General features: G+C 42.9%; 12 protein-coding genes, 1 other RNA gene and 2 pseudogenes. 5 read left to right on the forward strand and 10 right to left on the reverse strand.

What is annotated here, in order from left to right:
* Positions 1-53: 53 nt before the first annotated feature.
* The 5 genes and pseudogenes from ulaA to BS63_RS0107640 form a co-directional block, all read right to left on the reverse strand.
* Positions 54-1,418 carry a PTS ascorbate transporter subunit IIC gene (ulaA, locus tag BS63_RS0107610; RefSeq protein WP_028798529.1) on the reverse strand — a complete coding sequence of 455 codons (1,365 nt, stop codon included), beginning with the start codon at positions 1,416-1,418 and terminating at the stop codon, positions 54-56.
* Positions 1,419-1,439: 21 nt separating this feature from the next.
* On the reverse strand, positions 1,440-1,739 hold the full coding sequence (locus BS63_RS0107615; RefSeq protein ID WP_004205548.1) for a PTS sugar transporter subunit IIB: 300 nt from the start codon (positions 1,737-1,739) through the stop codon (positions 1,440-1,442).
* Positions 1,736-2,158 (reverse strand): PTS sugar transporter subunit IIA, encoded by a 423-nt coding sequence (locus BS63_RS0107620; protein ID WP_248673834.1) that lies wholly within the window; start codon positions 2,156-2,158, stop codon positions 1,736-1,738. The genes BS63_RS0107615 and BS63_RS0107620 overlap by 4 nt, the downstream gene beginning before the upstream one ends.
* A 182-nt stretch (positions 2,159-2,340) precedes the next feature.
* Positions 2,341-3,440, reverse strand: a pseudogene (locus BS63_RS1000000111380) (lactate oxidase).
* Positions 3,441-3,740: 300 nt separating this feature from the next.
* Positions 3,741-5,348, reverse strand: coding sequence for a ribonuclease Y (locus tag BS63_RS0107640; RefSeq protein ID WP_019770734.1), 1,608 nt, complete (start codon positions 5,346-5,348; stop codon positions 3,741-3,743).
* A gap of 276 nt (positions 5,349-5,624) precedes the next feature.
* On the opposite strand from BS63_RS0107640, the gene BS63_RS0107645 reads away from it, so the two are divergent.
* Positions 5,625-6,113, forward strand: a complete 489-nt coding sequence (locus BS63_RS0107645; protein WP_004205558.1) for an S-ribosylhomocysteine lyase — start codon at positions 5,625-5,627, stop codon at positions 6,111-6,113.
* A gap of 9 nt (positions 6,114-6,122) precedes the next feature.
* Positions 6,123-6,245, forward strand: a complete 123-nt coding sequence (locus BS63_RS1000000111865; protein WP_019770733.1) for a hypothetical protein — start codon at positions 6,123-6,125, stop codon at positions 6,243-6,245.
* On the opposite strand, the gene BS63_RS0107655 is transcribed toward BS63_RS1000000111865, so the two are convergent.
* From BS63_RS0107655 to BS63_RS0107670, 5 genes are all read right to left on the reverse strand, one after another.
* Positions 6,242-7,738, reverse strand: coding sequence for a cell division site-positioning protein MapZ family protein (locus BS63_RS0107655; protein WP_019777235.1), 1,497 nt, complete (start codon positions 7,736-7,738; stop codon positions 6,242-6,244). The two genes, BS63_RS1000000111865 and BS63_RS0107655, sit on opposite strands and share 4 nt — an antisense overlap.
* A gap of 11 nt (positions 7,739-7,749) precedes the next feature.
* Positions 7,750-8,904 (reverse strand): THUMP domain-containing class I SAM-dependent RNA methyltransferase, encoded by a 1,155-nt coding sequence (locus BS63_RS0107660; RefSeq protein WP_004205563.1) that lies wholly within the window; start codon positions 8,902-8,904, stop codon positions 7,750-7,752.
* 68 nt (positions 8,905-8,972) lie between these two features.
* Positions 8,973-9,340, reverse strand: an RNA gene (rnpB, locus tag BS63_RS1000000111870) — RNase P RNA component class B.
* A gap of 13 nt (positions 9,341-9,353) precedes the next feature.
* The gene (gene gpsB / locus BS63_RS0107665) at positions 9,354-9,692 is read right to left on the reverse strand and encodes a cell division regulator GpsB (protein WP_004205565.1); all 339 of its coding nucleotides are present in this window, start codon (positions 9,690-9,692) and stop codon (positions 9,354-9,356) included.
* Positions 9,693-9,781: 89 nt separating this feature from the next.
* The gene (locus BS63_RS0107670) at positions 9,782-10,306 is read right to left on the reverse strand and encodes an SLOG family protein (RefSeq protein WP_004205566.1); all 525 of its coding nucleotides are present in this window, start codon (positions 10,304-10,306) and stop codon (positions 9,782-9,784) included.
* A gap of 75 nt (positions 10,307-10,381) precedes the next feature.
* Here BS63_RS0107670 and recU point away from each other — a divergent pair, with 75 nt between their 5' ends.
* From recU to BS63_RS1000000111875, 3 genes and pseudogenes are all read left to right on the forward strand, one after another.
* Positions 10,382-10,987 carry a Holliday junction resolvase RecU gene (gene recU, locus BS63_RS0107675; RefSeq protein WP_004205568.1) on the forward strand — a complete coding sequence of 202 codons (606 nt, stop codon included), beginning with the start codon at positions 10,382-10,384 and terminating at the stop codon, positions 10,985-10,987.
* A complete protein-coding gene (gene pbp1a / locus BS63_RS0107680; RefSeq protein ID WP_019775743.1) occupies positions 10,984-13,245 on the forward strand; it encodes a penicillin-binding protein PBP1A in 2,262 nt (753 codons plus the stop codon). Before recU ends, pbp1a begins: the two co-directional genes overlap by 4 nt.
* An 80-nt stretch (positions 13,246-13,325) precedes the next feature.
* A pseudogene (locus tag BS63_RS1000000111875) lies at positions 13,326-14,220 on the forward strand (IS3 family transposase); the annotation flags it as partial.

Below are 14,220 nucleotides of genomic sequence, written 5' to 3' on the forward strand. Positions count from 1 at the left end.
AAGAAAAAACTATCGCCTACAACAAACTTTGTAAGTAGACAACAGTTCTTCTTTTATTTCTCCGCAGTAGCTTTTGCCTTATTCCCCATTAGGTAACTGATGATGATAACAAGCAGAACAAAAGCTATGATACTGGTTATCAAGACGGCAGGACCTGCTTGACCTACGGTACCAAGAAGCCAACCTGGAATCAAATAGTCCGTATCAGCGAAGGTCGAAGCTGCTAGTTTCAAAGAACCCAGAAGCGGCAAGATAGCTAGAGGCAACCAGCTGATCAAGAGACTATTGAAGGCAGAACCTAGAACAGCACCCCGACGGCCTCCTGTGGCATTTCCGTAAATTCCAGCAGCCGCACCGCAGAAGAAATGACCAACAACCCCAGGAATAATAACCGTCGTATGGAGGGCGATCATAGCAAACATTGAGAGGGTACCAACGAGGAAGCTAACAAAGAAACCAATTAGAACGGCATTAGGAGCATAGGAGAAGATAATTGGAACATCCAAAGCTGGTTTTGAATTTGGTACCCATTTTTTAGCAATACCTTGAAAGGCTGGAACAATTTCAGCCAAAACCATCCGAACCCCCTGAAGTACAACAACGAACCCGGCAGTAAAAGTACCGGCCTGAACAAGTGCAAAAACGATAGCACTTGTTCCATTGCTTAACTTACTTTCCACATAACCAGTTCCGGCAAATAGGGTCAAAACGATATAAACCAGACTCATCAGAATCATGACAGAAACTGTAGAGTCTCTCAAGAAGCCAAAGGATTGAGGAACATTTAAATCTTCAGTTGACTTGCTTTCATCTCCGAAGACTTTCCCAATCCAACCTGAGGCTGCATAACCAATATTACCGGTATGACCCATAGCCACCTTATCGTTACCAGTGATTTTCCTCATAAAAGGTTGACAAAGGGCTGGTGTAATCGTCAAAAGAGTTCCTTCAAAAATCCCCCCTAAAATAATCAGCAAAGGACTGGTTTTCATGCCGGAGCTAATCATAATAACGGCTGTGATACAGGAAACATACATCATAGCTTGACCCGTTAAAAAGATATATTTAAATCTTGTGAAACGGGCTAGTAAAACATTAACAATCATTCCCACCAGCATAATCAAAGCCGTTTGACTACCATAATCTTTCAAAGCAATAGCTACAACGGCTTCATTACTGGGCACAACACCTTGAGCGTGGAGAGCAACCTGGAACATCTTTGCAAAAGGTTCTAGGGCCGATTGAAGAATCCCAGCTCCACCTGTCAAGACAAGGAAACCAACAGCTGTCTTAATGGTCCCCGAAACAATATCAGAAATCTTTTTCTTTTGTAAAATCAAGCCAACCAGAGCAATCAAGGCAACTAGGATAGCAGGCTGCGTTACAATTGATACGAATAGATTTAAAATCCCCTTCATATTATCATCTCCCCTCTAAAACTAAGTATGAGATATATTATTGTCATCAAGAATAGCCTTGACCTTTTGGTTAATTTCATCAGCATCAATAATAGAGTCTAAGGGAACAATTTTCTCTTCAGGCAAATTGTTCAAAGCGGGAACTAATGTTTTTTCTGCAAAGAAATAATCTGCCATATCCCCACTAATACTTCCAGAGTCTGAATGGTCAACCTGGAAATTACTCATATCAACCCCAGCAGCCTCTAGGGCCGACTCGATGTTCATTTGAACCATAAAACTGGTTCCTAATCCACTCTGACATACTGCATAAATTTTCATGATACTTCCTCCGTTTTGATTATAGTTAGAAATTCTTGAATTGTCTCAGCATCTTTTAGCTGTTTCAAGACTTGTTTATTGGATAAGAGTTTGGTTAAGGCAGACAGGGCTTCTAGGTGTTTTTGATTATCACTAGCCGCTAGACAAAAAAGTAGGTCAACCCTCTGCTCTTCATCATCCAATAATGATACCGGTTCTTGTAATTTTAAAACGGACATGCCAAATTCCTTAACCCCCTCGTCTGGACGGGCATGGGGGAGGGCTATACCTTGACCAAGATTAATAAAGGGACCGAACTCTTTCACCTTATTTATCATGGCCTCAATATAGCAATTTTCAATCTTTCCCTGTTCAAGTAAGGGCTGAGCCGACAAACTTATGGCATCTTCCCAAGACAGGCTTTCATTTGAAAATTGGATAAAATCTTTGGTAAGTAATCGGGATAGCATTCCTTTCTCCTTTCATTTTTATTCCTATAAATATTATAAGCAAGGATTGAAAGCGCTTCAATAATTTTTGGGTGCAACTTATGTCACGATGGGTGACAAAATGTGTACCAAAAAAAGAGCCTGATGGCTCCCTTATCATTATTATTCCAAACTCAGTGACGAATCAGTTTGGCTTTTTTTACTTCTTCAACGGTTTGGGCACCAGCCAATTGCATGGTGATACGGAATTCCTTGTTCAAATGCTCAACAACACTTTGAACACCTTGAGCTCCCCCAAGGGCTAGACCGTAGATAATTGGGCGAGCTAGGGCAACCACATCAGCTCCACTTGCCAAGGCCTTAAAGACATGGGAACCACGACGGATACCACTATCGAAGATAATCGGAACCCGTTTATCAACTCGCTTAGCAATGGTCTCTAAAGCATCAAAGGAAGCTGGACCACCATTGAGTTGGCGGCCACCGTGGTTAGAAACCCAGATTCCTTGGGCACCGGCTTGAATAGCAGCTTCAGCGTCATCCGGATCTTGCACGCCCTTGACGATAACCGGCAGATGGGTGTAATCGGCAATGCGTTTCACATCTTCTGGCAAAATCTTTTGGGCAGCAGCCGCATAAATATCGCTAATGCCCAGACCCTGACTTGCTTCAGCTAATTTAGCCAAATTTCCCATAGGTAGTGGAAATTGGAAATTGTTGACAATATCCGCTTCTCGGTAACCACCCAAGGTTGAATCAACTGTCAGGATTATAGCCTTAACACCGACTTGAACAGCTTCATCTAACCAGGCCTGATTGACAGACCAATCCTTACTCAAATAAAGTTGGAAAATTGGGGAGCCCCTTGACCAGCCTCAGCTGTTTGCGTAATGGTAGTTGTCCCATAGGTACTTTGGGACATAATACTACCGGCTGCTGCCATTCCTTGTGCAGTCGCCATTTCACCACGGGCGTGGGCTAAACCTTGTGCTGCAGCAGGTGAACTGATAATGGGCATAGAAATTTTTTGACCAAAAAGCTCCGTTTCCGTTGAAGGGTTTTCCACTCCGGTCAATATCCGGGGAAGGATTTGCACATGGTCAAAGGCCTTGGTATTTTCCTTGATGGTCCACTCATCTTCAGAACCACCAACGATATAGCCAAAACCACCTTGAGGAATAATTTCCTTTGCTCTTTCTTCCAAGCTAGCCAGATTAACCAAATCAATCTTTTCTTCCTTGTCTGATTGGAAATAACCATTTGTAATTGTCATCATAAGCCTCTTTCTATTGTTACTCTTTTTATAACACCGTTTTACTGTAAGGATAGTATAGACCTAATCAATTGGACTGTCAATTATCCTGCTCAGCTATATAATTTTTTGCTCGTCCCCATTTCACTAACAAGGTTAAACTGAATTTTCATTTCTAACTAGAGAGCCAAAAAGTAGAGGGGCAATGAAAACAAGAAGGCTTGTCTATCCTCAGCCGGTAGTCTCTAGTTTTTTTCTTGCAAGAAAAACTGGCCCGACTCCATAAGAAAAATCGCTGGACTTGCCAACGACTTTCTTTTGTTATTTCGCATAATCAATAGCCCGCAATTCGCGGATAACGGTAACCTTGATATTACCTGGGTAATCCAGATTGTCTTCAATTTTCTTACGAACCTTGTGAGCCAAGATAGTCACTTGGTCATCGGAAATCTTATTAGGTTGAACCATGATGCGAATTTCACGACCAGCTTGCAGGGCAAAACTATTTTGCACCCCATCAAAGCCGGAAGCAATTTCTTCCAAATCACGCAGACGCTTGATATAATTTTCAACCGATTCATTCCGAGCGCCTGGGCGGGCTGAACTGAGGGCATCCGCAGCTGCTACTAGGACAGCGATAACACTCTCGGGCTCAACATCCCCATGGTGACTGGCGATAGTGTTAACCACGACTGGGTTTTCCTTATACTTACGAGCAAATTCGGTTCCGATTTCCACATGGCTACCGTCAACATCACGGTCCAAGGCCTTCCCCATATCATGGAGGAAACCAGCCCGCTTAGCCAGGGCCACATTTTCACCAATTTCACCAGCCAGGATACCAGCCAACTTACCGACCTCAACCGAGTGACGCAGGACATTTTGTCCATAAGAAGTCCGGTATTGCAAGCGTCCCATGATTTTAATCAAATCAGGATGGAGGTTTGGCGCTCCAATTTCATAGGCTGCCGCTTCCCCCGCTTCACGAATGCGATTATCAATTTCTTGTCGGTTCTTTTCAACCAATTCTTCAATCCGGGCTGGATGAATCCGGCCATCCTGAATCAGGGCTTCTAGAGTCATTCGAGCAATTTCTCGACGGATTGGGTCAAAGCCAGACAGGACAACCACCTCTGGTGTATCATCAATGATAACATCAATTCCGGTCAGACTTTCCAGAGCCCGAATATTACGACCTTCACGACCAATAATCCGTCCCTTCATAGAGTCATCAGGCAGATGAACCGTTGTGATGGTTTGCTCGGTCACATAGTCCCCAGCCAGCCTTTGCATGGCTTGAGCTAAGAGATTCTTAGCCTTCTTATCAATCGTCCGTTTAACCTCTTCGTCCGCATCCTTGATGCGACTAGCGATGTCCTGGGTCAGTTCATTTTCCGTTTGACTCAGAATAACATCCCTGGCCTGGTCGGTAGACATATTGGCTACCTTTTGCAACTCCGCTTGTTTTTCTTCTTCTAACTGTGCGATGTTAGCTTCTCGCTCATCAATGTGTTTAGATTTATCAGAAAGACTTTGTTCTTTACTATCCAGCGTCCTTTCCTTGCTGGACAAATTCTCATCTTTGCGATCAAGACTTGAGGCACGCTCGGTCAAGCGAGCTTCCATTTGCTTCAATTCTTGTTTGTCAGACTTAAATTCTTTATCAACTTCTTCACGATATTTTCTGGCATCTTCCTTGGCTTCCAGAAGCAATTCCTTGCGTTCGGCCTTCATATCTAATTCTGCTGCCTTTTTAATATGACCAGCATCATCTTGGGCCTTCTCACGAATGGTGACTGCTTCTTGTTGAGCGTTTAAAAGAGCTAGTTCTGCAGCTTCACGGTCAACCTTTGTCTTGGCAACCATGGCTCCATAACCAATACCTAAACCAATGAGGATAGCAACAATCGCTAAAATAATATCTAGCATGTTTCACCTCAAATCAAATCTTGTTTTTATTTAAAAACTAACTTCAAGTCTAACATAATTGTTAGAATATCTCAATTATATTTCATAAGTAAAAACAATCACCTAAGAGGTAAAGCACTTAGTGCTAGAAACTAGTTACTAGCAGCAAGCTGCCTTCCTTATAACCGACAATCCAGCAGTATTACTGACTGCTTCTTGTCGATCTTTTTTTCAACTCTCCTTCTGCTTATTTGTGATATGATGAAGGAGAGTTAACTATAGAATTGAGGTACTACTATGTCTAAAGATAAAGATGTTGTTGTTGAGAGTTTTGAGCTGGACCACACGGCTGTCAAAGCACCCTATGTTCGTCTTATTTCCGAGGAATTTGGGCCCAAGGGCGATGTCATTACTAACTTTGATCTTCGCCTCATCCAACCCAACCAAAACTCCATTGATACCGCTGGCCTCCATACCATCGAACACCTTTTGGCCAAGCTCATTCGCAAACGCATGGATGGTCTGATTGACTGTTCCCCTTTTGGTTGTCGGACTGGTTTTCACATGATTTTCTGGGGTCAACAAAGTGCCACCGAAATTGCCAAGGCCGTCAAGGACAGCCTGCAAGAAATCGCCGATTCCATCACTTGGGAAGACGTCCCAGGTACCACTATTGAATCCTGCGGTAACTACAAGGACCACAGCCTGCATTCTGCCAAAGAATGGGCAAAACTGATTCTGTCCCAAGGTATCTCAGATGATGCCTTCCAACGCCACCTAGTTTAATACTCTTTAATGTTCAATTTTGGACAAGATAAAAAGCACCTTTTTCTGTTAGGTGCTTTTATCTTGCTTTCAGAACCCTTGTCAGTTCTCATTCAAGTCGCAAAAGGGTTTTATCTCAAAGAAAATCTTTAGTAGTCCGGTTGGTGACCTGAGGCATTACCAAAGAAGTAACCGGTTTGGGCATTGATAGAGAAGAGGTAGGTGCCATCTGACTTATACATATTGTAGTAGCCGTGACCATTGATGATGTTAACAGGCTCAAGAATGTAATCATCACCAGAGAAGTAACCTCTTTGTTGTGAAGTTGAGACGACCTTTTCTAGGATACCATCACCAAAGACCCAGGCAGCATTATTAACATCTTTGACCGCGTCAGCATTGTAAGGTACCCGGCTGCGATCTCTCTGCAGTTTGGTAGGGTCATAGTTAGTAATACCAGACTGGCGAATGTTACCGCCAGAAGGGATGCTAGGTGCTGGAGCCGCATTGGCATCAGAAGAGCCAGTATTAGAATTTTGATTACCACTGTCTGCAGGAGCTGAACTGGCCTGACTGGATGAACTTGAAGAGGATTGCTCTGCCTTTTGTTGTTCTTTTCCTTTTTTAACAGCTTCTTGAATCAACTTATCCAGCGTGCTATTGCCAGTTTTGAGGGTATCATCGGTCAGTTTATCAAAATTCGCATCCTTGTTAGCCTTGGCATCATCGACCAATTTCCCATCAAGAATGACATCCTTATCAAACAACTTATTAATTGTCTGGATGGCCGTTACCTGCTTAGACAAGCTCTTATAATCAGACTTGGCATCACGATAATAGGTTGTACCATCTAATTTTTTCAGACTAGTATTCAAGTTATCCAATTTTGAAAACTGACTGTTCTTTAATTGGGTCTCTTTATCATCAATGAAGAAGGACCTGTAGTTTTTTTGGAAACTTTGATAATCCGCCTTGCCAGACTTATCACCTTGCTTACTTGTCCCCGAAGACACCGTCGTTGAGGACTGTTTGTTCCAATAATTCAAGGCAAATCCGGCCCCAACAATCAAAACCAGAACTGCTACCAAACCAGCGACAATTCCGACCTTGCTCTTCTTAGAAGGCCCTTCTTCAGGCAAAAGGTCATCATCAGAATCATCAGCTTCTTCCTCTTTTTCATTGACCAAATAGTCAGCGTCATTGATGGATGGTTTTGGGGCATTAGTCTCTGAATCTTTGGTATCCTTTTCCTGAGCAGGTTGCTCATCTTTTATGGGTGTGAAGACCCGTGTTTCATCAATAAATTCCTGTTGAGCTGAATCAGCCTCAGAAGCCTCTGCCCCAGAAGGATTCCCTTGACTCTCGCTAGCTTCTGAATCTTTTGCTAGAACTCCTTGATTGGCCAGCTCTTCTCTTTGTTTTTTTATGAAACTATCTAAGGAAGAAGTGTCGATGTTTTCAAAATCAGAACCCTGAGACTCAAATTTTTCCGCATCAACCTGATCCTTGTGCTGCTTAATATATTTATCAAGGAGTCCATCGTCCTCAGTCACACCAGCTTCAATTTCCTTATGCTTTTGAAGAGCCTCCTGAACGGTCATATCTTTGGCATCTTCAAAATCTAATTTACCATTGTCCTTAGCCATCTCTTCCCTCTCTACATTTCCGAACGTTTGACACGCTGACCAAAATATTGATACAAATCAACCCGCAAGGTCCCATTATAAAGTTTGCGCTTCTTGTCAGCAACTGTCCCATATTTTACTTCAAAATTTTCATCACTGGTCAAAATAAACTTGCTCCAAGTCTTTAGCGGAGAAAAGGTTTGACCCATTTCATTATACAGAATGTCCACTGCTTTGTCATCAAGCAATCGCTCACCATAAGGGGGGTTGGAAATGATAACTCCGTTGATTTTATCCGTTTTCAGGTCCTGCAGTCGCATTTGTTTCAATTTGATAACATCTGCAAGTCCAGCCTCGAGGGCATTATTTTGGGCAATTTCAATCATCCGACCATCAATATCGCTCCCCATGATGTCCAGCTCTCTATCATAATTAGCCTCGGCGTCTGCTTCATTACGGACAGCCTCTACCAGCTCCTGATCCACCCAAGGCCAGGCCTCAAAGGCAAAGTCACGGTTGAAACCAGGGGCGATATTCATGCCAATCATGGCTGCCTCAATACAGAAGGTCCCTGACCCACAGGTCGGATCAATAAAGGGTTTGTCTGGGTACCAGTTGGACAACATAATGATGGCCGCTGCCATATTTTCCTTAATAGGAGCTCCTCCCTTATTGGTTCGATAACCCCGCTTAAAGAGACTTTCCCCCGTCGTATCAATCATGACCATGGCCTGATCCTTATGAATAGACACTTCTATCTTAAATTCAGGACCAGTCTCTTGCAGGGGAACCCCTTCTGGTCGATGAAAATAGCTCTGAAGCTTCTTAACAATCGCCTTCTTAGTGATGGCCTGAACGCTGGGCTCATTATGGAGCTTGGAACGAACGCATTTGGCCTTAGCAACTGGAAATTTTGCTCCCAAGGGCAGATAGTTTTCCCAATCCAAGGCAAAAACACCTTGAAAGAGCTCTTCAAAAGTCCTAGCTGGAAATTCACCGACCACAATCTTAACCCGGTCCGCCGCCCGCAGCCAAAGATTGGTCTTGGCAATGGTTCTCAGGTCTCCTTGAAAACGGACTCGACCATTTTCAACTTGGCGTTCAATCCCCAGATCTTTGATTTCCCGACCAACAACCGCTTCTAGACCCGCCGCTGTCGTCGCAATTAAATTAAATCTTTGCTTCATATTTTCCTACATTTCAAAATTAAAGAGGTCAGAACATTTGTCCTAGCCTCTATACCTATTATGCAATTTTCTATAAGCCATGTTTTGTTCCAGAGACACTAGGCCTGTCCCCTTCGATAATCATCTGTCTACTGCTTGCGCAGTCAAGATGGTCCGTTCGAATTCCAGCCATCTTGTGCCCCGACCAAAGTTTGGGTTGCTAGCTTGAGGGGTTTACCGCGTTCCACTCCCTGAGTTTCCCCAAGAACTCCGTCACTGTGGCACTTTCAGGACTAGAAACTTATCCAAAGACTTAGCTCTTTCGTCCGCCGTAATGTCAAATAGACATCCCTAGGCTTATTTTTTCACCTAGCACAAACACTACTGGCATCACAGCCAGTGCTAGCATGGACTTTCCTCATGTCGCCAAGAAAGCGACATGCGATTATCCAAAAATTGCACACTGCTTCTTAATCTACTAATTGTTTACCAAAAACTTCTTTTTCAAGGCGGCTAACACGCTTGAGCAAATCAATATTACTTGCCTGTGCAGAAGCCACACTAGCGGTCCGAACACCGTCACTACCGTAAGTTGGTGCCACACTAGCCGGTTGAGCGGCTGCCTTCTTAGCATCTGCTTTCAGTTTTTCGTTTTCTTTTCTTAAAGCTGCGATTTGAGCGGTATAAGTTTCATAATCTTTGATGACATCATCCAAAAATTCATCAACTTCATTTTTGTCATAACCACGCATGCTTGTTTTAAAATCTTGTTCATAAATGTCCTTTGGACTAAAAATAATACTCGCCATTCTATTCTCCATACCTATCTATCAATTTCGTCAGGGCCAAGCCCCAGCGTTAATTAATTATACAGGCAAAAATATCAAAAATCAAGTCTTTACCACTCATCATCCTCCAAAATTTCGTTTAAACTTTCGAAGGTTAAAAAGTCTACAAAATAGTGTTCATCAGAAGTCATTTGCCTAATAAAATATTTCAAATTGGTTTCAGCCTCGGAGTCATAAAAAACGTAGGCACCTTCCGTGTTGTCAATCAAAAATTGATTGTAGATCCGAAACTGGCTAGGATTTTGATAGGCCTCGTAGGAATATTTGACAAAATCAGCCTGCTTAAAACGAGCCAACTTTGCTTGATTGGCCTCCTTCCAATTCTGACCATGAGTTTCAAAGGGAAAAATAACCGCTGTCTGGAAGCCATACTCCCCTTTGAGCTCCTCGGCCACCTCGAAGGCCCAGAATTCAAAGCCCAGATTACCAGTGAAAATAAGCCAGTCCAGCCCCTCCTCACAATAGGCGATAATGGCCTTTCTAATAGCCTTTTTGATGATGGCAACCTTGGGATCCTTATCTTTAAAAATTCCCAGCTCAAAACTGCGGTAACCTGTTACGAGAATTGAAGTCATAGACTGTATTCCTTTTTATTTTTATGATATAATGGGATGGCTTATGGAAATAAGTCTGTGTAAGTTAGGAGAATTATGGTTAACTATCCACACAACCTTGTTCGTAAGCCATTTCCAAATGTGAGGCAAGAAAAGAAAAAAACTGATTTCGCTAATCGGGGAATGTCCTTCGAGGCAGCTATCAATCAGACTAATGACTATTATTTGGCTCACCGAATGGCTGTTATCCACAAGAAACCAACCCCTGTTCAGATTGTTAAAGTTGACTATCCAAGACGGAGTCGGGCAAAAATTGTCGAAGCCTATTTCAGACAAGCTTCTACGACTGACTATTCTGGCGTCTACAAGGGGCACTATATTGATTTTGAGGCCAAAGAGACTCGTCAAAAGACAGCCATGCCCATGAAAAACTTTCATGCCCATCAGGTTGAGCATATGGCCCAAGTTCTTAAACAGGACGGAATTTGCTTTGTTCTCCTCCATTTTTCCAACTTAAAAGAGACTTACCTATTACCAGCAAAAGCCTTGATAGACTTCTATCAGATTGATCATGGTAGTAAATCCATGCCCCTTCATTATATCAAAAAAGAAGGCATAAAAATAAAAGAGAATGCCTATCCACAAGTCCCCTATTTAGATGTTATTGACTACCATTTTTTGAACGGAAGTAAAGAGTTATGAAAAAATTTAATTTCAAATTTCCGGATTTGAAAAACATCGGTGCTAACTTATCCGATCGCATCAAATCTATTGGAAAGAGCGAAGGCGAACATGGACAAAAATTAACACCCAAGCAGAAATTTTGGAAATTTTTCAAGTATTTCTTGGGGATTCTAGCCTCACTGCTTATCGTCGGCCTAATCGCGGGTGGACTACTGTTTGCCTACTATGCTAGTAGTGCTCCCGCCCTTTCAGAAAAGCAACTGGTCGCTACCAACTCAAGTATCCTCTATGATAAGAATGGTACTGAAATTGCCGACTTGGGTGCAGAAAAACGGATTAGCGCCAAGACCGATACCATCCCAGTCAATCTGGTGAATGCTATCACAGCCATTGAGGACCACCGTTTCTACAAACACCGCGGGGTTGATATCTATCGGATAATTGGAGCTGCTTGGCACAACTTCACCAGAAGTTCAACCCAAGGAGGATCCACCCTTGACCAACAGCTAATTAAGTTGGCCTACTTCTCCACGAATAACTCTGATAAGACCATCAAGCGGAAGGCTCAAGAAGCTTGGCTAGCCATTCAGATGGAGAAAAAATATAGCAAGCAAGAAATTATGACCTTCTATGTCAATAAGGTCTATATGGGAAACGGCTATTATGGTATGCAGACAGCAGCTCAAGGTTACTATGGTAAGAGTTTAACTGATTTGACTATTCCACAGTTAGCCCTTTTAGCAGGTCTGCCAAATGCTCCTACTCTCTACGATCCTTACACCAACCCTGAACAAGCTAAAAAGCGGCGTGATACCGTTCTTTCAGAAATGTACAAAGTTGGTAGCATTGATAAAAAGACCTACAACGAGGCCGTAGCTACCGATATTAGCGATGGTCTGATTCCACAGACCAAGAAATCTAGTTATGACGCCTACCTCGATAACTACATCAAACAGGTTGTCGAACAGGTCTCTGATAAGACACATGCGGACATCTACAGTGCAGGTCTTAAGGTCTATACCAACGTTGATACCCAAGCCCAACAGCAACTTTATAATATCGTTAACTCTGACGATTATGTAGCTTACCCTGACGACAAGATGCAAATTGCAACAACCGTCATTGATGTTACCAACGGTAATGTTGTCGCCCAAATCGGTGCTCGTCATCAAGATGAAGCTGTTTCAATGGGAAGCAATCAGGCTGTTTTAACCGACCGCGACTGGGGTTCAACTATGAAACCAATTACCGATTACGGTCCTGCCATCGAGGATGGTGTTTACAATTCAACAGGAGCCAGCGTCTCCGATAGCCCTTACAACTTCCCTGGAACCTCTACTCCTGTATATGACTGGGATAGAAAGTACATGGGAAACATGTCCATTCAAACTGCCATCCAACAATCACGTAATGTTCCGGCAGTTAAATCTCTAGCCGCTGTAGGCCTAGATAAGGCTCAAAGCTTCCTGAGTGGTTTAGGGATCAATTATCCTGAACTAAACTACTCTAATGCTATTTCAAGTAATAACAGTAGTTCTGATAAGAAATACGGAGCAAGCTCTGAAAAGATGGCTGCTGCCTACGCCGCCTTCTCAAATGGCGGTATCTATTATGAACCACTCTACATCAACAAGGTTGAATTCAGCAACGGCAAGGATCAAACCTTCTCATCTTCTGGTAAGCAAGCCATGTCTGCATCAACAGCCTATATGATGGTTGACATGATGAAGACGGTCTTGCAATCTGGTACTGGTACCAAAGCCGCTGTCTCTGGTGCTATCAACGCTGGTAAGACCGGTACTTCCAACTACTCCGATGATGAATTAGCTCAAGTAGAAGCCAATACGGGCCTCTACAACTCTTCCGTCGGTACTATGGCTCCTGATGAATCCTTCGTCGGAATCACATCAATGTACTCAATGGCGGTCTGGACTGGCTACAAGAGCCGTCTGACCCCTGTCTATGGTACAGGACTTGATGTTGCTGCCGAAGTCTATCAAGCCATGAGTTCCTACCTCTTCCAAACTTACGGAAGTGGTAGCAGCGATTGGACCATGCCAGATGGTGTTTACCGCAGTGGTGGTTATGTTGCTAAGAGTGGCTATAGCAATAACTATAGTTACAGTAGCTCTTCTTCATCGGCCTATAATTCTTATAGCAGTAGCACTGACAGTCAATCGCAAAGCTCACCAAGTAGCAGTGATGACAACAACCAGTCAAATTCATCAAGCAGTCAAGCCAATCAGGATAATGATGACAACGATGATGACGATTAAAACACTTTAAAAGCCCTGAGCTCTTGTGAACTGCACCCCAAAAGTTAGACAAGAAATCTAACGATTGGGGTGTTTTTCTTATGAAATTACGGTATGAAGACAAAATTGAAATCTATCGCTTGAGGCAATCTGGCTGGACTTGGCAAATACTCAGCCAAAAATTCGGAGTCAATGAATCTGGTCTTAAGTATATGGTAAGGCTCATTGATAAGCACGGTCTAGAGAGTGTTAGAAAAGGTAAGAATCAATACTATCCGTCTGAATTAAAAAAGGAAATGATTGATCAAGTACTCCTACAAGGACGCTCTCAACTAGAAGTCTCTCTAGATTATGCTCTGCCAAATCGAGGAACACTTCCAAACTGGATAGCACAATACAAGAAAAACGGGTATACTATTCTTGAGAAACCAAGAGGGAGACCTGCTAAAATGGGACGGAAGCCTAAGAAAAAGCTCGAAGAGATGACCGAATTGGAACGCCTTCAATATGAAAATGAGTACCTAAGAGCGGAGGTGGCTGTGCTAAAAAAGTTGAGAGAGTACCGCTTGAGGGACGAAGCAAGGCTCAGAGAGCAACAGAAATTATTCAAGGATTAGTTGGAGAGTTTGCTTTATCGCTTTTATTGGATATCCTAAATTTATCTCGTTCAACCTATTATTACCACGTCAAACGACTCGTACGGGGAGATAAAGATAGAGAGTTGAAGGAGCTAATTTCAGCTATTTATACCGAACATAAGGGTCTATATGGCTATCGTAGAATCCATCAAGAGTTATTGAATCGTGGCTATATCCTCAATCACAAGAAAGTTCAACGCTTGATGAAGGAGCTTGGATTGAAGGCTAGGACCCGTGTCAAACGTCGCTATAATTCTTACAAGGGAGACGTCGGTAAGAAAGCTAAGAATCTGATTAGGTGTCGGTTTGAGGCTTCCCAACCTCTGAAGAAGTGCTACACAGATGTCACAGAATTTGC

The sequence above is a fragment of the Streptococcus sobrinus DSM 20742 = ATCC 33478 genome, assembly GCF_000686605.1.
In the GTDB taxonomy this organism is placed as follows: domain Bacteria; phylum Bacillota; class Bacilli; order Lactobacillales; family Streptococcaceae; genus Streptococcus; species Streptococcus sobrinus.